This is a genomic window from Pseudomonas sp. Sample_10 (assembly GCF_004321495.1).
GTDB lineage: Bacteria > Pseudomonadota > Gammaproteobacteria > Pseudomonadales > Pseudomonadaceae > Aquipseudomonas.
On sequence record NZ_RCOE01000292.1, the window covers coordinates 1 to 18681 of the forward strand.

An 18681-nucleotide genomic window follows, 5' to 3' on the forward strand; every position below is an offset into this window, starting at 1 on the left:
GGATTTCCTTGAGCAGCGCACGCAGACGCACGCCAACCCGGAAGGTTTCGCGAGAGATGATGTCTTCGCGGGCCAGCAACGCTTCGGCGTTGTTACCCAGGTCGACGATCACGTTGTCGCGGGTCACTTTCTTCACGGTGCCGGAGATGATTTCACCCAGGCGTTCGCGGTAAGCGTCAACAACCTGAGCGCGTTCGGCTTCGCGAACCTTCTGCACGATGACTTGCTTGGCAGTCTGTGCAGCGATGCGACCAAATTCGATGGACTCGATTTTTTCTTCTACGACGTCACCGACCTTGGCACCAGGATGCGTCTCTGCAACCTTGCTCGGCCAGGTTTCAATGGCCGGATCGTCCAGGTCTGCTTCTTCGACGACCGTCCAGCGACGGAAAGTCTCATAAGCACCGGTGTGGCGATTGATTTCCACACGCAGATCAACTTCGTCCTCGAAACGCTTTTTGGTAGCAGTGGCCAAGGCCAGCTCCAGCGCTTCAAAAATTACGTTTGCCGGTACACCCTTTTCGTTGGATACCGACTCAACAACCAGCAGTACTTCTTTGCTCATCGTACGCCTCGCCTTTCGCAAGCCATTGGATCCGCGGGATCCGCGTCTCAGTCAAAACTGGGAATAATGTTGGCCTTGTCGATCATATCGATCGGCAACAGGAACTCATGGTCTTCAACCTGCACCACGACGTCCTGCTCTTCTACACCGCGCAGAAGGCCCTGAAAGTTGCGTCGACCTTCAAAAGGCGAGCGCAGCTTGATCTTCACTTGTTCACCGGCAAATTTTGCAAACTGCTCAAGAGTGAACAGTGGGCGTTCCATGCCAGGCGAGGAAACTTCAAGGGTGTATTCAACGGAGATTGGATCTTCAACATCCAGCACACCGCTGATTTGACGGCTGACAATGGCGCAATCGTCCACCAGCACGCCACCCTCTTTATCGATATAAACGCGCAACATTGAGTGGCGACCCTGGGCCGAAAACTCAATACCCCAGCATTCATAGCCTAGGGCCACGACCACCGGGGCCAGCAAGGCCTGCAACTCTTCTAGCTTGCTCGACACCTGAACCCCCTAGTGCATGTATGTGCATGCTATGCAAAATAAAAAAATGGGCGAAACGCCCATCCTTGAAACGCCGTCGAACAGCGGCGTTGAAAGTGTCCAGCTAACAAAAAGCCCCTTAAAAGGGGCTCCTTAAACTGGTTGCGGGGGCCGGATTTGAACCGACGACCTTCGGGTTATGAGCCCGACGAGCTACCAGACTGCTCCACCCCGCGACAAAGCTGGGGCGGAAGTATACGACCGATCCCCTACAGGGTCAATGTAACCTTCCACCTGCAAGAAAGCCCGCAACTGCGGGCTCTCCTGACTAATTGGTACCGAGAAGGGGACTCGAACCCCTACACCCTATGGGCACAACCACCTCAAGGTTGCGTGTCTACCAATTCCACCACCTCGGCAATACTACGTTTGAAACTCTTCTTACTTCTGCTCTTGAGCTGGAGGCACGTCAGTCGCTGGAGTAGCCGACTTTTGCTCTTGAAGCACCGGGACATCATCAGAAGCCGGTTGTTGCTTTGGAACTTCCAGTACCGCCGGGTTTGGGAGACCTACTTGAGTCAGCTGGTGAGCCTTCTCTTTAGCAAAGTAACCTAACCCCAAGCTGGTTATGAAAAAACCTGCGGCAAGTATAGCAGTAAACTTACTAAGAAAGGTAGAGGAACCTTGGCTTCCGAACACAGTATTTGAAGCACCTGCTCCGAAAGACGCGCCAGCATCCGCACCTTTACCCTGCTGCAGCAATACGAGAGCAACTACGCCCAATGCACCCAGCAGATGAAAAACGACTACGACTGTTTCCAGCATTTTTTCAGTTTCCCGCGGCGCGACAAATCGCACCGAACTCATCTGCATTCAGGGAAGCCCCACCAATGAGGCCTCCATCGATATCCGGCATGCCGAACAGTTCGACCGCATTGGCCGCCTTCACGCTGCCGCCGTATAGAAGCCGCACACCTTGTGCGACTTCAGAATTTTCTGCCGCCAACTGGGCACGAATGGCTGCATGCACATCCTGCGCCTGTTGCGGCGAAGCAGTCAGCCCGGTACCAATGGCCCAGACCGGCTCGTAAGCAATTACTGCGCTTGCAAAAACACCGACACCCAGCTCGTCGATGATGCTGCTCAGCTGACGCGAGACAACCTCAACGGTCTTCCCCGCTTCGCGCTGCTCGAGGGTCTCCCCTACACACAACACCGGAATCAAGCCGCTTGCCTGTGCCGCTGCGAACTTGCGGATCAGCGTTGCGTCCTGCTCGCCCATAATCTGGCGACGCTCGGAGTGCCCGACAAGCACCAGGGAACAACCTGCATCCACCAACTGACTTGGCGAGACCTCGCCGGTCAGTGCACCTTGCCCGGATTCCACTGCAGAATTCTGCGCGCCGATCGAAATCGACTTTCCTTTCAAGCCATCAACCACTTGGCTGACATGCAACAAAGGCGGGAATACCGCTACATCAACACCGCTCGGCAAGGCCAAGTCACGAAGGCCGTTGATCAGCTCAGCGACGCTGGCGCGGGTACCGTGCATCTTCCAGTTACCAGCTACCATAGGGCGACGCATGCTGTACCTCGTCGGTCAAAGTGGGCGCAGATGTTACCCAACACAATCAAGGCTGGCAAGCCGAATTCAGGCAGAAACTTCACTTACCAGTTTTGCCAGCTCTTCGGCGTAACCACGAACCTGCGTTTCGTCTTCGCCTTCGACCATGACGCGCACCAAAGGCTCTGTTCCCGACTTGCGCAACAGCACACGGCCTCTCCCGGCCATAGCGCTTGTGACGCGTTCGCTTGCCTGCTTCACCGAAGGATGATCAAGCGGGCTAGCTCCTCCACCAAACCGCACATTGATCAACACTTGAGGGCACTTGCGCAGCGCTTGACGCGACTGCGCCAGACTCTCGGAGCGAGTCTTGAGCGCCATCAGAACCTGCAGCGCGGCGATGATCGCATCACCCGTAGTGGTGTGACTGAAGCAAACGATATGGCCCGAGTTCTCGCCGCCAACCAACCAATTGCGCTCCAGCAGATCAGCGATTACATATCGATCGCCGACGTTGGCACGTACAAATGGAATCGCCAGGTCCGCCAGGGCCAATTCCAGCCCCAGATTACTCATCAACGTCCCGACCACTCCACCCTGAAGCTTGTCACGCTCATGCAGGTCGCGGGCGATAATGTAAAGCAGCTCGTCACCATCGACGACAGTGCCGGTGTGATCGACCATCAAAACACGGTCACCATCACCATCGAATGCAATTCCCAAGTCGGCGTGCTCAGCCAGCACAGCAGCCTGCAACTGCCCCATGTGGGTCGAACCGCAATTTTCATTGATGTTCAAGCCGTTGGGTTGCGCAGACAGGACGACGACATCTGCGCCCAGTTCGCGAAACACGCTCGGCGCCACTTTGTAAGTCGCACCATGGGCACAGTCGAGAACGATTTTCAGCCCTGCAAAACTGGTCCCCGTAGGCACACTGCTCTTGCAGAACTCGATATAACGACCCGAGGCGTCGTTGATGCGCGTGACCTTGCCGATCTTGCTCGACTCAACCACTGTCATGGGCGTGTCCAGCAGTTCTTCGATCATCTGCTCAACTTCATCCGGCAACTTGGTGCCTTTGCCGGAGAAAAACTTGATGCCGTTGTCGTCATGAGGATTGTGCGATGCACTGATCACGATACCGGCTTCTGCATGGAACGTACGCGTCAAGTAAGCGATAGCGGGAGTCGGCATCGGCCCCAGAAGCATCACATCGGCGCCCGCAGAAGTCAGGCCCGCCTCTAGTGCCGACTCAAACATGTACCCTGAGATCCGGGTGTCCTTGCCGACCAGCACCTTGCAAGCGCCCATCTTGCGGAACGCCATTCCCGCGGCCCAGCCGAGCTTGAGCATGAAGTCAGGAGTAATCGGGTATTCACCGACTCGACCACGAATGCCGTCAGTACCAAAATATTTCCTACTCATAAACGCTCCATCATTCTTATTCGGCTGATTCCACTGCGGCGATCATCCTCACCACATCGACTGTTTCGGCTACATCGTGGACGCGCAATATACGCGCACCTTTATGTGAAGCCAGCGCCGCGAGGGCAAGACCGCCATACAGGCGCTCACCTACCGGACGATTCAACGCCTGCCCTATCATGCTTTTTCGCGAAACCCCAACCAACAGGGGGCGCCCCAAGGCATGCAAGGTATCCATATGTTTGAACAAGCTCAGGTTGTGCTGCAAGGTCTTTGCGAAGCCAAAGCCAGGATCGAGAATGATCTTATCGCTGGCTATGCCCGCCGCCTCACACTGGACCATCCGCTCGGCGAGAAACTCGCCCACTTCTCTCGTGACGTCCAGGTAGTGCGGATTGTCCTGCATGTCGCCCGGCTCACCGAGCATATGCATCAGACACACGGGCAAGCCGGTCGCAGCGGCTGCATCCAGGGCACCATCGCGACGCAACGAGCGTACATCGTTGATCAAGCCGGCTCCCAGTCGCGCGGTTTCACGCATGACGGCGGGAGTCGAGGTGTCAACCGAGATAATCACATCAAGCTCGCGATGAATCCGCTCGACGACCGGCGCTACACGTTCCAGCTCCTCCAGCGGCGAAACCGCCCTGGCGCCCGGCCGGGTCGATTCACCACCGACATCAATAAGCGTCGCGCCAGCAGCCACCATCGCCTCGGCATGGCGCAAGGCCGCATCGAGCTGGCTGTACTGGCCGCCATCGGAGAACGAATCAGGGGTGACATTGAGAATACCCATGACATGCGTCTGGGCCAAATCAAGAACCCGGTTGCCGCAAGGCAACCGGGTCGAGGACTGAACAGAAGTCATTTCAAACCTTAAACGTCAGCAGCCGGACCGCCGATAGGTGTTTCCGGACGCTCGCCCTGTACTGCTGGAGGCGTGCCGGATGCACCGGTGCCACCAGACCAGTCCCGCGGTTCGCGAGGTGTACGACCGGCCATGATGTCGTCGATCTGCTCGGCATCAATCGTTTCATACTTCATCAGTGCATCGGCCATGGCATCGAGCTTGTCACGGTTATCCGTAAGGATCTGCTTGGCCGTACCGTAGCACTGGTCAATGATGCTGCGCACCTCGGAGTCGATCAGTTTGGCTGTCTCACCGGAGAAGCTGGCACTCTGACCACCACCACCGCGACCGAGGAACACTTCACCCTCTTCTTCGGCGTACATCAATGGACCGAGCTTCTCGGAAAGACCCCACTTGGTCACCATGTTTCGCGCAATCTGGCTGGCGCGCATGATGTCATTGGAGGCACCCGTGGTGACGCCATCGAAGCCCAGGGTCATTTCTTCAGCGATACGGCCGCCGTAGAGCGAGCAGATCTGGCTGATGAGCGCGCGCTTGGACAGGCTGTAGCGATCTTCTTCCGGAAGGAACATGGTCACACCCAGCGCACGACCGCGCGGGATAATCGAGACCTTGTAGACCGGATCATGCTCAGGCACGACGCGACCAACGATGGCGTGGCCGGCTTCGTGATAAGCGGTGTTCTGCTTTTCTTTCTCGGACATGACCATGGATTTGCGCTCGGCACCCATCATGATCTTGTCTTTGGCCAGTTCGAACTCTTTCATCTCGACGATGCGCTTGCCGGCCCGGGCAGCGAACAACGACGCTTCGTTGACCAGGTTGGCCAGGTCAGCACCGGAGAAACCAGGCGTGCCACGAGCGATCACCGCCGGGGCGACGTCGTCACCCATCGGCACTTTGCGCATGTGGACCTTAAGAATCTGCTCACGACCACGGATATCCGGCAGACCAACCACAACCTGACGGTCGAAACGGCCCGGACGCAGCAGCGCAGGGTCGAGTACATCTGGACGGTTGGTTGCGGCAATCACGATGATGCCGTCATTCATTTCGAAGCCGTCCATCTCTACCAGCAACTGGTTGAGAGTCTGCTCGCGCTCGTCATGACCACCGCCCATGCCGGCACCACGGTGACGACCGACGGCGTCGATTTCGTCGATGAAGATGATGCATGGCGCGTGCTTCTTGGCCTGTTCGAACATATCGCGAACGCGGCTGGCACCAACACCGACGAACATTTCGACGAAGTCGGAACCGGAAATGGTGAAGAACGGCACTTTGGCTTCACCGGCAATCGCCTTGGCCAGCAAGGTTTTACCGGTACCCGGAGGACCGACCATCAGCACGCCGCGAGGAATACGACCACCCAGGCGCTGGAACTTGCCCGGATCACGCAGGAACTCGACGAGCTCGCCCACTTCTTCCTTGGCTTCGTCGCAACCGGCAACGTCAGCCAGCGTGGTTTTCACCTGATCTTCGGAGAGCAGGCGCGCCTTGCTCTTGCCGAAGCTCATCGGCCCGCCCTTGCCACCGGCACCGCCCTGCATCTGCCGCATGAAGAACATGAACACGGCGATGATCACGAGGATCGGGAAGCTGGCGACCAGGAGCTGGGTCCAGATGCTTTGCTGTTCCGGCTGCTTGCCTTCGACTACAACATGGTTATCCACCAGGTCGCCGATCAGACCGTTGTCCTGAATTGCCGGACGAATGGTCTTGAAGCTGTCGCCATCGGTGCGTTTGCCGGTGATGACGTAGCCATCAACGGCTACGCGCTCGACCTTGCCATCCTTGACCTGCTGGATGAAGTCGGAATAGTTGAGGGTCTGCGGCTCGTTAGGGCTGGAGAAGTTGTTCATCACCGTCACCAGGACTGCCGCGATGATCAACCACAGGATCAGATTCTTTGCCATATCGTTCAATTAACTACCCTCTGAAGCAAGCGCCGCTGGTGGCGCGCGCTTCGCATGATATTCACCGGCCTAACTTACTACATTACCTACGACTCTGGCAGGCGCCGTCTGTAACCCTTTGTGAAACACTTTCTACACAATATTCGCTAAAGCGCTCGGGGCGAAATACGAAAAACCTATCACCCCGCGAAAAAACCTCGTTTTACTCACTACGCCCGCAGTAACCCCAAGCCAACATGTATTGCTCGCGGGAACTGCCGCGGGAAGAGTCTGGCTTGATCATCTGGATCTTGTCGAATTTCTTGCGAGCATCCTTCAGATAAGAATCGAACCCTTCACCCTGAAAAATCTTGATCACGAAATTACCACCGGGCTTGAGTATCCGCTCCGCCAGATCAAGAGCCAGCTCACAAAGAAACATGGCCTTGGGCATATCCACTTCGGGCGTACCACTCATATTGGGGGCCATATCGGAAATCACAAGGTCCACCTGCGAATTACCGACGGCCTCAAGGATCCGGGCAAGCACTTCGTCCTGGGTGAAGTCACCCTGGATGAAGGTCACATCCGGAATGCTGTCCATTTCCAGAATATCCGAGGCGATCAGACGCCCCTGGCCACCAATCAGCCGGCTGGTGACCTGCGACCAGCCACCGGGCGCCGCGCCCAGGTCGACAACGCTCATGCCAGGGCGGATCAGCTTGTATTTCTCCTGGATCTCCAGAAGTTTGTAACTCGCACGCGAGCGGTAGCCATCCTTCTGCGCCTGCTTCACATAGGGATCGTTGACATGTCTTTTCAGCCAACCAAGGCTTGTCTTGGAACGCGCCATTGGGCACCTCGTTGATAAGGGTCGTGATTAATTGGGCGGATCCACGAGCCCTCGGGTAAAATGGCCGCCATTTTACAGAATCCAGACGAAAGGGTCAGATTATGCCGCTCACTCAAGAGCAGAAGAAACAATACAAATCCATTGGCCACCATCTGAAACCAGTTCTGATTGTGGCAGACAACGGTTTGACTGAAGGTGTATTAGCCGAGCTTGAACGCGCACTGGCGGATCACGAACTGATCAAGATCAAGCTCAATATCCTCGATCGCGAATCGCGTCTGGCGTCCATTGCTGAACTGTGCAAGGTCGGCAAAGCGGATCTGGTTCAGGTCATCGGCAAGATGGCGCTGATTTACCGCAAGAACTTCAGCGTCAACAAGCAGCTGTCGAACGTTCATCGCTTCAAGTGATGACAAGGGTCACGGGTGTGCTTCGCGCACCCTGCCACTCCATCCCGGCACCGGCTGCAATACCAGGACCAGCCCGGAAAAGCCCAACACCAGATAGCTGAACGCCTGCCAACGGATCGCATCCGGCCAACCGATACGCACAGCGATGAACATCGCACACGCATATAGCGCCATCAACAGCAGTTGCCCACGAATATCAAGCCAGAGACTGAAAAGACCCTCGGCCTGAATCAGCACCAGAGCCTGAAAAATCACACACGCTGCGGCAAAGCCGATCATCAGCGCATTCAGCATGCCTGCGATTTCGTCGATCAGCAGCGGCGCCAGACCTATACGGTCCAGCACCGGCAGCAGACCGATGTGCAACAGCCACAAGCCACCGACCCACAACATCTGGGTCAACTGCCAAAGCATGGCGCCCGCACGGAGCGGGCGCTTGCCTTTATTAGATGTGGCGAACTTCGACAATCTCGTACTCGATAACGCCGCTTGGCGTTTTCACCGCGACCACATCGCCCTCTTCCTTGCCGATCAAGGCACGGGCCAAGGGCGAGCCGACAGAAATCTTGCCGAGTTTGAAGTCAGCCTCATCCTCACCCACGATGTGGTAAGTGACGCTTTCATCAGTCTCGACGTTGGCGATTTCAACGGTGGTGCCGAAGATGACCTTGCCGGTGTGAGGAATGGTCGTGACATCGATGATGACCTGGTTCTGAATCCGGCCTTCAATGTCACGTATCCGCGCCTCGACCATACCCTGCTGCTCGCGGGCAGCATGGTATTCGGCGTTTTCCTTCAAATCACCCAACTCGCGGGCCGTACCGATGTCCTGGCTGAGCTTCGGACGAACGACCTTGGTCAGGTGAGCATGTTCTTCTTCCAGGGCGCGAGCGCCCTGAACGGTCATTGGGTACTTCGTTATGCTCATGCCTTCAATCCTGCGTGTAGATCCTGCAAGCGGCGCACGGTCTTTTCGGGACCGAACTTCAGCGCTTCGCAAATAGCTTCGCCAGCAGCAATGGTGGTGGTGCAGTAAATCTTGTGCTGCAGGGCATTGCGACGAATGGAATAGGAGTCAGCGATCGACTGACGACCTTCGGTGGTGTTGATGATCAGCGTGACTTCGTCATTCTTGATCATGTCGACCACGTGCGGACGACCCTCGGTCACCTTGTTCACGCGGCGCACCTTCAGGCCTGCGGCTTCAATCAGCTTGGCAGTACCGGCAGTGGCGACCACTTCGAAGCCCAAGTTGATCAGATCACGGGCCACGCCCGCAACCAGTGGCTTGTCGTCGTCACGCACGCTGATGAACGCAGTACCGCCGGTCGGCAGCACTTCGCTGGCACCCATCTGGGCTTTGGCGAACGCCTCACCAAAGGTATCGCCCACGCCCATCACTTCGCCGGTCGACTTCATCTCAGGGCCGAGGATCGGGTCAACCCCTGGGAATTTGGCGAACGGGAACACCGCCTCTTTCACGCTGTAGAAGTTCGGAATGATTTCCTTGGTGAAACCCAGTTCTTGCAGGGTTTTACCGGCCATCACGCGTGCTGCGATCATCGCCAGGGAAACACCGATGCACTTGGACACGAACGGCACGGTGCGGGAAGCACGCGGGTTGACTTCGATGACGTAGATGTCTTCGCCTTGCAGCGCCAGCTGTACGTTCATCAGGCCGACCACGCCCAGTTCCAGGGCCATTTTCTTGACCTGCTCGCGCATCTCGTCCTGGATGTGTGCCGGCAGCGAGTACGGCGGCAGCGAGCACGCGGAGTCACCGGAGTGAACGCCCGCCTGTTCGATGTGCTGCATGATCGCACCGATCACCACGTCTTTGCCGTCGCAGACCGCATCCACGTCCATTTCGATGGCGCAGTTGAGGAAGTGGTCCAGCAGCACCGGGCTGTCGTTGGACACTTGAACCGCCTCGCGCAGGTAGCGCTTGAGTTCTTCTTCTTCGTAGACGATTTCCATCGCACGGCCGCCCAATACGTAGGACGGACGCACCACCAGCGGGTAACCGATCTTGGCGGCGGCACGAATCGCTTCGTCTTCGCTGCGCACGGTGGCGTTTGGCGGCTGACGCAGGTTCAGGCGCTGGACCATCTGCTGGAAGCGCTCGCGGTCTTCGGCACGGTCGATGGCGTCAGGGCTGGTGCCGATGATCGGCACGCCGGCGGCTTCCAGGGCGCGGGCCAGCTTCAGCGGGGTCTGGCCGCCGTACTGGACGATCACGCCTTTCGGCTTCTCGACGCGAACGATTTCCAGCACGTCTTCCAGGGTCACTGGCTCGAAGTACAGGCGATCGGAGGTGTCGTAATCGGTGGAAACGGTTTCCGGGTTGCAGTTGACCATGATGGTCTCGTAACCGTCATCGCGCAGGGCCAGTGCCGCGTGTACGCAGCAGTAGTCGAACTCGATGCCCTGGCCGATACGGTTCGGACCGCCGCCCAGGATCATGATCTTGTCGCGACCCGACGGCGCGGCTTCGCACTCTTCTTCGTACGTCGAGTACAGGTACGCGGTATCGGTGGCGAACTCGGCGGCGCAGGTGTCGACGCGCTTGTAGACCGGGAAGATTTCCAGCTTGTGACGGTGAGCACGCAGGGCCTTCTCGGTCACACCCAGCAGCTTGGCCAGACGCATGTCGGAGAAGCCTTTGCGCTTGAGGCGGAACATCAGGTCACGGTCGATGCTGGTCAGGCCCAGGGTCTTGACCTTCTCTTCGTCCTTGATCAGATCTTCCATCTGCACCAGGAACCAAGGATCGATCATGGTCATGCCGAAGATGTCTTCAACACTCATGCCGGCGCGCATGGCGTCCGCCACGTACCAGATGCGCTCGGCGCCCGGCACGGTCAGTTCGCGCTTGAGGATGCTCATGCTTTCCGGGTTGCGCAGGTCAACCTTCTCGTCCAGACCGCACACGCCGACTTCCAGACCGCGCAGGGCTTTCTGCAGGGACTCCTGGAAGGTACGGCCGATGGCCATGACTTCACCCACCGACTTCATCTGAGTGGTCAGGCGCGCGTCAGCCTTGGAGAATTTCTCGAAAGCGAAACGTGGCAGCTTGGTCACGACGTAGTCGATGGACGGTTCGAAGGACGCCGGGGTCTTGCCGCCGGTGATGTCGTTCGACAGCTCGTCGAGGGTGTAGCCCACAGCCAGTTTGGCCGCGACCTTGGCGATAGGGAAACCGGTGGCTTTCGAAGCCAGTGCCGAGGAACGGGATACTCGCGGGTTCATCTCGATCACGACCATGCGGCCGGTGTTCGGGCAGATACCGAACTGAACGTTGGAACCGCCGGTTTCCACACCGATCTCGCGCAGTACCGCCAGGGAGGCGTTACGCAGGATCTGGTATTCCTTGTCGGTCAGGGTCTGTGCCGGCGCCACGGTGATCGAGTCACCGGTGTGCACGCCCATCGGGTCGAAGTTTTCGATCGAGCAGACGATGATGCAGTTGTCCTTCTTATCGCGGACAACCTCCATTTCGTATTCTTTCCAGCCGATCAGCGATTCGTCGATCAGCAGCTCTTTGGTCGGCGACAGGTCCAGACCACGGGCACAGATTTCTTCGAACTCTTCACGGTTGTAAGCGATACCGCCACCGGTGCCGCCCATGGTGAAGGACGGACGAATGATGCACGGGAAGCCGAGCTTCTCGAGGACCGCGTTGGCCTCTTCCATGCTGTGGGCGATACCGGAACGCGGGCACGCCAGGCCGATGGATTTCATCGCCTTGTCGAAGCGCGAACGGTCTTCAGCCTTGTCGATGGTGTCGGCGTTGGCACCGATCATCTCTACGCCGAACTTCTCCAGAACGCCTTCGCGCTCCAGGTCCAGGGCGCAGTTCAGAGCGGTCTGGCCACCCATGGTCGGCAGCAGCGCGTCCGGACGCTCTTTCTCGATGATCTTGGCAACGGTCTGCCACTTGATCGGCTCGATGTAGGTGGCGTCGGCCATGGCCGGGTCGGTCATGATGGTAGCCGGGTTGGAGTTCACCAGGATGACGCGGTAGCCCTCTTCGCGCAGGGCTTTACAGGCCTGGGCGCCGGAGTAGTCGAATTCGCAGGCCTGGCCGATCACGATCGGGCCAGCGCCGAGAATCAGGATGCTTTTAATGTCTGTACGTTTTGGCATGGGTTTGTCACTCAAATCCGCAGGTCAGTCGGCAAGCCGTCTTGTTCAATCTGTGAAGCCTTGAGGGGGCCGCCGGTTCGGGACCACCCTCAGGCTTTGCTGCATCAGGGCGAGCGATCAGCGTCGCTTGGACATCTCAGTGATGAAGCGATCGAACAATGGCGCTACGTCGTTCGGGCCAGGGCTGGCTTCCGGGTGACCCTGGAAGCTGAAGGCGCTCTTGTCGGTACGCTCGATCCCTTGCAGGGTGCCGTCGAACAGCGATTTGTGGATCGCGCGAACGTTGGCTGGCAGGGTCGCTTCGTCTACCGCAAAGCCGTGGTTCTGGCTGGTGATCATCACCACGCCGGTATCCAGGTCCTGGACCGGGTGGTTGGCACCGTGGTGGCCGTGACCCATTTTCAGGGTCTTGGCGCCGGAGGCCAGGGCCAGCAGTTGGTGACCGAGGCAGATACCGAAGACCGGGATCTCGGTTTCCAGCACGTCCTTGATCGCCTGGATCGCGTAGTCGCAAGGCTCCGGATCGCCAGGACCGTTGGACAGGAACACGCCGTCCGGCTTCAGCGCCAGCACATCGGCAGCTGGCGTCTGAGCAGGCACCACGGTCACGCGGCAGCCGCGCTCAACCAGCATGCGCAGAATGTTCACTTTGACGCCGTAGTCGTAGGCAACTACGTGGTACGGCAGCTCGGCAGCTTCGATGGTCGCATGGCTGTCGGTTTTCAGATCCCAGACAGTCGAGCGCCACTCGTACTTTTCTTTGGTGCTGACGACTTTTGCCAGGTCCATGCCCTTCAGGCCAGGGAAACCCCGGGCTGCGGCGATAGCGGCTTCTTCGGAAATATTGTCACCGGCCATGATGCAGCCGTTCTGCGCGCCTTTTTCACGCAGGATGCGCGTCAGGCGGCGGGTGTCGATACCGGCGATGGCCACAACGTTGTTGGCCTTCAGGTAGTCGGACAGGGACATCGTGTTACGCCAGTTGCTCGCAACCAGCGGCAGGTCGCGAATGACCAGGCCAGCCGACCAGACGCGGTTCGACTCGGCATCTTCCGGAGTAGTACCGGTGTTGCCGATGTGCGGGTAAGTCAGGGTAACGATCTGTTGGGCGTAGGAAGGATCGGTAAGGATTTCCTGATAGCCGGTCATTGCGGTGTTGAACACCACCTCACCAACGGTTTGACCGTCGGCTCCAATGGCTTCGCCGCGAAAAATGCTGCCATCAGCAAGGGCGAGTATGGCTGGCTTAGTCAAGAAGACCTCCCGTAAATAAAGCCTGAAAGGGCGATCGCAGGTTGTAAAAAAGCGGAGTGACGTATGGACACGTCACCCCGCTTCTTCACTGAATTATTCTGCGCGCTTTTAGTGGACACACTAAAGCTGTAGCTTACAGAAAAAGGCATTTTTGGTCTACCGCCAATGAGCCTTAAAGGCTGGAGAATGCGACAGGACGTCGCTTGGCGGAACAAAACCGGGCTCGAACGCTGTGCACGAGCCCGATTTCGGGTGCATCTTAACGCAGGTCGAGCACGTCTTGCATGTCGTAAAGACCAGGCTCGCGCCCATCCAGCCACAATGCAGCTCGCACAGCACCCTTGGCGAAGGTCATGCGACTGGAGGCCTTGTGCGTAATCTCGACACGCTCACCTTCAGCGGCGAACAGCACAGTGTGATCACCGACGATATCGCCAGCGCGCACAGTGGCAAAGCCGATGGTTTCGCGAGCGCGCGCACCGGTCTGGCCTTCACGGCCATACACCGCCACTTCCTTCAGGTTACGACCCAAGGCATCCGCGATGACTTCGCCCATGCGCACCGCCGTACCGGACGGCGCGTCGACTTTGTGCCGGTGGTGAGCCTCGGTGATTTCGATGTCGACATCGTCACCCAGCACGCGAGCCGCGGTGTCGAGCAACTTCAGGCACAGGTTCACACCCACGCTGAAGTTGGCCGCAAAGACGATCGGAATGTCCTTGCCCGCTTCCGCCAGCAATTGCTTTTCTTCAACGCTGAAGCCAGTGGTGCCAATGATCATCGCCTTGTTGTGCTTGCGGCAGAAGGCGAGGTTTTTCAGGGTCACCGTCGGATGAGTGAAGTCGATCAGCACGTCGAATTCGTCGACAACACGATCCAGATCACCCGACAACGGCACACCGATCCGCCCCAGCGCAGCCAGCTCACCAGCATCAGCGCCGACCAGCGTGCTGTCCGGGCGATCCACTGCCGCCGTCAAACCGGCACCCGGCGTTTGCTGCACGGCTTCGATCAAGGTTTTGCCCATGCGCCCGGCGGCGCCCATCACTGCTATACGTCGCATGCCTGTCTCCTTACAAGTCGCCGAAGAAGCGCTTGACGCCTTCGAACCAGCCAGTGGTCTTCGGTGAATGGCTGTTGTCGTCAGCCAGGGAACTGCGGAACTCTTCGAGCATTTCGCGTTGACGACGGCTCAGGTTGACCGGGGTTTCGACTGCCACACGGCACATCAGATCACCGGCACCACCGCCACGCACAGGCGCAACACCCTTGCCACGAACACGGAACTGCTTGCCGGTCTGAGTACCCTCTGGGATCTTCAGCTTGACCCGACCATCAAGGGTAGGGATTTCCAGCTCGCCACCCAGCGCCGCGTCGACGAAGCTGATCGGCACTTCGCAGAACAGGTGCTTGCCATCACGCTGGAAGATCGAGTGCTCACGCACATTGATCACCACGTAAAGGTCGCCAGTAGGGCCACCTTGAGCGCCCGCCTCGCCTTCGCCGGACAGGCGAATGCGGTCACCGGTATCGACACCGGCCGGCACTTTCACCGACAGGGTCTTGTACTCTTCGACACGACCTTCGCCGTGGCAGGAATCGCACGGATCGGAAATGATCTTGCCCTGGCCATGGCAACGCGGGCAGGTCTGCTGCACCGAGAAGAAGCCTTGCTGCATGCGCACCTGGCCGATACCGCCACAGGTCGGGCAAGTGACCGGCGAGGAACCTTTCTTGGCACCCGAGCCATCGCATGGCTTGCAGTTGACCAGGGTCGGAACGCGGATATTCACGGTCGTGCCGCGCACCGCTTCTTCCAGGTCCAGCTCCAGGGTGTAGCGCAAATCACTGCCGCGCTGAGCACCGCCACGGGAACCGCCGCGACCGCCACCGAAGAAGTCACTGAAGACATCGCCAAAGATGTCGGAGAAATTCTGACCGCCGAAACCGGCGCCGCCGCCGCCCATGCTCGGATCGACACCGGCATGGCCGTACTGGTCGTACGCCGCGCGCTTGCTGGAGTCGGACAGCACTTCGTAGGCCTCGTTGGCCTCCTTGAACATCTCTTCCGACGCTTTGTCATCGGGATTACGGTCCGGGTGGTGCTTCATCGCCAGGCGACGGTAGGCCTTTTTCAGGTCCGCCTCGCTTGAGCCTCGTTCAACACCCAATACTTCGTAATAGTCACGCTTTGCCATAAGTCATTTGCACTCTTGAGGACGTTCGGCAAACCTCTCCTGAGCCCCGCCGAACTCGTTGAGCCCCAATACAGGCCCGGACCCAACTCACGTCAATTCAACGATCCTGGTCTTTGATTCGATGCAGTACTTTCGACTCGAAAAGCAGGAGCATTTCCGGTCATACCGCCAACATCCGAGCGTTGTCGCATGCTGTAAAAATTCGCTTACTCCAGACACGCCAACGCGGGAGCAAGCTCCCGCGCGGCGACATCCTACCAGTCACCGCCTGAAGGCAGTCAACCGGGCGACCAACAACTTACTTGTGGTCTTTGACTTCTTCGAACTCGGCATCGACAACGTCGTCAGCCTTTTCAGCCGGTTCGTCTTTCGGCGCCGCGCCTTCAGCTGGCTGAGCCTGATCAGCGTACATTTTCTGAGCCACTGGCGCGGAGACCTTGGACAGCTCTTCAACCTTGGCTTCGATAGCGGCCTTGTCGTCGCCTTTGACAGCGGCTTCCAGGGCAACTACGGCAGCTTCAATTGCAGTCTTCTCTTCAGCGCTCACCTTGTCGCCAGCATCAGCGACCATTTTGCGCGTCGAGTGCACCAGAGCATCGCCCTGGTTACGGGCAGCGGCCAGCTCTTCGAACTTGCGGTCTTCCTCAGCGTTAGCTTCGGCATCACGCACCATGCGCTCGATCTCTTCGTCGGACAGACCGGAGTTGGCCTTGATCACGATCGACTGAGTCTTGCCGGTGGCCTTGTCCTTGGCGCCTACGTGCAGAATGCCGTTGGCGTCGATGTCGAAGGTCACTTCGATTTGTGGCACGCCACGTGGTGCTGGTGGAATCTCGGCCAGGTCGAACTTGCCCAGGGACTTGTTCTGCGCCGCTTGCTTACGCTCACCCTGCAGCACGTGAATGGTTACCGCGCCCTGGTTGTCGTCGGCAGTCGAGAACACTTGCGATTTCTTGGTAGGAATCGTGGTGTTTTTCTCGATCAGCGCGGTCATCACGCCACCCATGGTTTCGATACCCAGGGTCAGCGGGCTGACGTCGAGCAGCAGAACGTCTTTAACATCACCAGCCAGAACGGCGCCCTGAATCGCAGCACCCATGGCAACGGCTTCGTCCGGGTTCACGTCCTTGCGAGCTTCTTTACCGAAGAACTCGGTCACCAGCTTCTGAACCAGCGGCATACGGGTCTGACCGCCTACCAGGATCACGTCGTTGATCGCGCCAACGTCGATACCGGAGTCTTTCAGCGCGATGCGGCAAGGCTCGATGGTGCGTTGAACCAGGTCTTCAACCAGCGCTTCCAGCTTGGCACGGGAGATCTTCACGTTCAGGTGCTTAGGACCAGTGGCATCTGCAGTGATGTACGGCAGGTTGACGTCGGTCGACTGAGCGGAAGACAGCTCGATCTTGGCTTTTTCAGCGGCTTCTTTCAGACGCTGCATGGCCAGCGGATCACCCTTGAGGTTCATGCCGCTTTCTTTCTTGAATTCGTCGACGAGGTAGTCGATCAGACGAATGTCGAAGTCTTCACCACCCAGGAAGGTGTCACCGTTGGTGGCCAACACTTCGAACTGGTGCTCGCCATCGACTTCAGCGATTTCAATCACGGAAACGTCGAAAGTACCGCCACCCAGGTCATAAACGATCACGGTGTGATCGCCCTTGGCCTTGTCCATACCGTAAGCCAGAGCAGCCGCGGTTGGTTCGTTGATGATACGTTTTACGTCCAGGCCCGCGATGCGGCCGGCGTCTTTGGTCGCTTGACGCTGGCTGTCGTTGAAGTAGGCCGGAACGGTGATCACCGCTTCGGTCACTGGCTCGCCGAGGTAGTCTTCGGCGGTCTTCTTCATTTTCTTCAGGATTTCAGCCGAGATTTGTGGCGGAGCCATTTTCTGGCCGTTCACCTCAACCCAGGCGTCGCCGTTGTCAGCCTTGGCGATTTTGTACGGAACCATCTTGATGTCTTTCTGCACGACTTCTTCGTCGAACTTACGACCGATCAGACGTTTTACCGCGTACAAGGTGTTGTGCGGGTTGGTCACTGCCTGACGCTTGGCGGACTGGCCGACCAGAATCTCGCCATCGTTGGCGTAAGCGATGATCGACGGCGTAGTGCGCGCGCCTTCGGCGTTTTCAATAACCTTGGCTACGCCGTTTTCAAGCACGGAGACGCAGGAGTTGGTAGTCCCCAGGTCGATACCGATAATTTTGCCCATGTTCACTCTCCCGAAACTTTTGGATTTGGTTGCCGCAGCAGTGGTGGCTAACTGCGGTAGCACTTAAACGCTTGACTTCTAAATGGGGGCCTTGCGGCTAATTTCAAGCCTGCTCGTCAATAGAAGGCGCAACCGGTGCAGGCGCCTTGCTGACCACGACCATTGCCGGGCGCAGCAGGCGGCCATTGAGCTGGTAACCCTTCTGGAACACCTTGAGCACGCTGTTCGGCTCGACATCGGCGCTTTCCTGCATGGCCATCGCCTGATGAAGAACGGCGTTGAACGGTTCGCCATGCGGATCGATGGCTTCCAGCTGATAACGCTTCAACGTGTCCTGGAACATTTTCAGGGTCAGCTCGATGCCTTCGCGCATTGGACGGATGCTTTCGTCATCCGGGCTGGACAATTCCAGGCCGCGCTCCAGGCTGTCGATGATCGGCAGCAGGTCACCGGCGAACTTTTCCAGCGCGAACTTGTGAGCCTTCTCGACATCCTGCTCGGCGCGACGGCGGACGTTCTGCAGATCGGCGGCCACACGCAAAGCCTGATCCTGTGCGCCGGCCAACTGCTCTTCGAGCACTTGTACCCGAGCCGCCAGATCATCACCCGAAGCTTGAGAAGCCTGATCGGCGTCTAGATTTTGCGTATCCACTGTCTGTTCGTCAGCCATAGAATTCTCCTTTCAATATCGTCCGCGAGCTCTACTCGCGCTTCTGTCCAGCTATATGGGGCCGCAAAATCCGGCTTCAAGGGGCCAGACGTGATTAACCCTACAAAAAGCTTTGTATCGGTATTCCTTG

Annotated in this window: 17 protein-coding genes and 2 tRNA genes; 1 reads left to right on the forward strand and 18 read right to left on the reverse strand. The window is 58.0% G+C overall.

Annotated elements, in window-relative coordinates; all coding sequences use genetic code 11:
• From D8U18_RS27585 to rlmE, 10 genes are all read right to left on the reverse strand, one after another.
• Positions 1-565: NusA N-terminal domain-containing protein (locus tag D8U18_RS27585; protein WP_131109155.1), on the reverse strand; the 565-nt coding region annotated here is incomplete at its 3' end.
• Positions 566-612: 47 nt separating this feature from the next.
• Complete coding sequence (gene rimP, locus D8U18_RS27590; RefSeq protein ID WP_007973115.1) at positions 613-1071, reverse strand: ribosome maturation factor RimP; 459 nt, start codon at positions 1069-1071, stop codon at positions 613-615.
• A gap of 138 nt (positions 1072-1209) precedes the next feature.
• Positions 1210-1286 (reverse strand) — tRNA-Met (locus D8U18_RS27595).
• 97 nt (positions 1287-1383) lie between these two features.
• Positions 1384-1469 (reverse strand) — tRNA-Leu (locus tag D8U18_RS27600).
• A 22-nt stretch (positions 1470-1491) separates the two neighbouring features.
• Positions 1492-1875, reverse strand: a complete 384-nt coding sequence (gene secG, locus D8U18_RS27605) for a preprotein translocase subunit SecG (RefSeq protein WP_017336473.1) — start codon at positions 1873-1875, stop codon at positions 1492-1494.
• Positions 1876-1879: 4 nt separating this feature from the next.
• A complete protein-coding gene (gene tpiA, locus D8U18_RS27610) occupies positions 1880-2635 on the reverse strand; it encodes a triose-phosphate isomerase (protein ID WP_056854967.1) in 756 nt (251 codons plus the stop codon).
• A gap of 66 nt (positions 2636-2701) precedes the next feature.
• A complete protein-coding gene (gene glmM / locus D8U18_RS27615) occupies positions 2702-4039 on the reverse strand; it encodes a phosphoglucosamine mutase (protein ID WP_056854966.1) in 1338 nt (445 codons plus the stop codon).
• A 16-nt stretch (positions 4040-4055) separates the two neighbouring features.
• Positions 4056-4907 carry a dihydropteroate synthase gene (folP, locus tag D8U18_RS27620; protein WP_131109157.1) on the reverse strand — a complete coding sequence of 284 codons (852 nt, stop codon included), beginning with the start codon at positions 4905-4907 and terminating at the stop codon, positions 4056-4058.
• Between the two features lie 8 nt (positions 4908-4915).
• The gene (ftsH, locus tag D8U18_RS27625) at positions 4916-6826 is read right to left on the reverse strand and encodes an ATP-dependent zinc metalloprotease FtsH (protein WP_056854964.1); all 1911 of its coding nucleotides are present in this window, start codon (positions 6824-6826) and stop codon (positions 4916-4918) included.
• A 202-nt stretch (positions 6827-7028) separates the two neighbouring features.
• On the reverse strand, positions 7029-7658 hold the full coding sequence (gene rlmE, locus D8U18_RS27630; RefSeq protein ID WP_056854963.1) for a 23S rRNA (uridine(2552)-2'-O)-methyltransferase RlmE: 630 nt from the start codon (positions 7656-7658) through the stop codon (positions 7029-7031).
• Positions 7659-7759: 101 nt separating this feature from the next.
• On the opposite strand from rlmE, the gene D8U18_RS27635 reads away from it, so the two are divergent.
• Complete coding sequence (locus tag D8U18_RS27635; protein ID WP_007942889.1) at positions 7760-8068, forward strand: YhbY family RNA-binding protein; 309 nt, start codon at positions 7760-7762, stop codon at positions 8066-8068.
• 9 nt (positions 8069-8077) lie between these two features.
• Here D8U18_RS27635 and D8U18_RS27640 read toward each other — a convergent pair whose 3' ends face one another.
• The 8 genes from D8U18_RS27640 to grpE form a co-directional block, all read right to left on the reverse strand.
• Complete coding sequence (locus tag D8U18_RS27640) at positions 8078-8482, reverse strand: MFS transporter (RefSeq protein WP_130906238.1); 405 nt, start codon at positions 8480-8482, stop codon at positions 8078-8080.
• A 31-nt stretch (positions 8483-8513) separates the two neighbouring features.
• The gene (gene greA, locus D8U18_RS27645; RefSeq protein WP_038861135.1) at positions 8514-8990 is read right to left on the reverse strand and encodes a transcription elongation factor GreA; all 477 of its coding nucleotides are present in this window, start codon (positions 8988-8990) and stop codon (positions 8514-8516) included.
• A gap of 2 nt (positions 8991-8992) precedes the next feature.
• The gene (carB, locus tag D8U18_RS27650) at positions 8993-12214 is read right to left on the reverse strand and encodes a carbamoyl-phosphate synthase large subunit (protein WP_056854961.1); all 3222 of its coding nucleotides are present in this window, start codon (positions 12212-12214) and stop codon (positions 8993-8995) included.
• Positions 12215-12331: 117 nt separating this feature from the next.
• On the reverse strand, positions 12332-13468 hold the full coding sequence (gene carA, locus D8U18_RS27655) for a glutamine-hydrolyzing carbamoyl-phosphate synthase small subunit (protein ID WP_131109159.1): 1137 nt from the start codon (positions 13466-13468) through the stop codon (positions 12332-12334).
• Between the two features lie 259 nt (positions 13469-13727).
• Positions 13728-14531, reverse strand: coding sequence for a 4-hydroxy-tetrahydrodipicolinate reductase (gene dapB / locus D8U18_RS27660; RefSeq protein WP_130906237.1), 804 nt, complete (start codon positions 14529-14531; stop codon positions 13728-13730).
• Positions 14532-14541: 10 nt separating this feature from the next.
• Positions 14542-15666 carry a molecular chaperone DnaJ gene (gene dnaJ, locus D8U18_RS27665; protein WP_007973132.1) on the reverse strand — a complete coding sequence of 375 codons (1125 nt, stop codon included), beginning with the start codon at positions 15664-15666 and terminating at the stop codon, positions 14542-14544.
• A 298-nt stretch (positions 15667-15964) separates the two neighbouring features.
• Entirely contained in the window at positions 15965-17881 is a 1917-nt protein-coding gene (dnaK, locus tag D8U18_RS27670; RefSeq protein WP_131109161.1) for a molecular chaperone DnaK, read from the reverse strand.
• A gap of 103 nt (positions 17882-17984) precedes the next feature.
• Entirely contained in the window at positions 17985-18551 is a 567-nt protein-coding gene (gene grpE, locus D8U18_RS27675) for a nucleotide exchange factor GrpE (protein WP_131109163.1), read from the reverse strand.
• Positions 18552-18681 lie beyond the last annotated feature (130 nt).

Excerpts from the sequence above, each read along its gene's own strand:
- grpE (WP_131109163.1), bottom strand. The coding sequence starts at position 18,551 with ATGGCTGACGAACAGACAGTGGATACGCAAAATCTAGACGCCGATCAG.
- carB (WP_056854961.1), bottom strand. The coding sequence starts at position 12,214 with ATGCCAAAACGTACAGACATTAAAAGCATCCTGATTCTCGGCGCTGGC.
- rlmE (WP_056854963.1), bottom strand. The coding sequence starts at position 7,658 with ATGGCGCGTTCCAAGACAAGCCTTGGTTGGCTGAAAAGACATGTCAAC.
- tpiA (WP_056854967.1), bottom strand. The coding sequence starts at position 2,635 with ATGCGTCGCCCTATGGTAGCTGGTAACTGGAAGATGCACGGTACCCGC.
- dnaK (WP_131109161.1), bottom strand. The coding sequence starts at position 17,881 with ATGGGCAAAATTATCGGTATCGACCTGGGGACTACCAACTCCTGCGTC.
- folP (WP_131109157.1), bottom strand. The coding sequence starts at position 4,907 with ATGACTTCTGTTCAGTCCTCGACCCGGTTGCCTTGCGGCAACCGGGTT.
- ftsH (WP_056854964.1), bottom strand. The coding sequence starts at position 6,826 with ATGGCAAAGAATCTGATCCTGTGGTTGATCATCGCGGCAGTCCTGGTG.
- D8U18_RS27635 (WP_007942889.1), top strand. The coding sequence starts at position 7,760 with ATGCCGCTCACTCAAGAGCAGAAGAAACAATACAAATCCATTGGCCAC.
- dapB (WP_130906237.1), bottom strand. The coding sequence starts at position 14,531 with ATGCGACGTATAGCAGTGATGGGCGCCGCCGGGCGCATGGGCAAAACC.
- secG (WP_017336473.1), bottom strand. The coding sequence starts at position 1,875 with ATGCTGGAAACAGTCGTAGTCGTTTTTCATCTGCTGGGTGCATTGGGC.
- glmM (WP_056854966.1), bottom strand. The coding sequence starts at position 4,039 with ATGAGTAGGAAATATTTTGGTACTGACGGCATTCGTGGTCGAGTCGGT.
- D8U18_RS27640 (WP_130906238.1), bottom strand. The coding sequence starts at position 8,482 with ATGCTTTGGCAGTTGACCCAGATGTTGTGGGTCGGTGGCTTGTGGCTG.
- dnaJ (WP_007973132.1), bottom strand. The coding sequence starts at position 15,666 with ATGGCAAAGCGTGACTATTACGAAGTATTGGGTGTTGAACGAGGCTCA.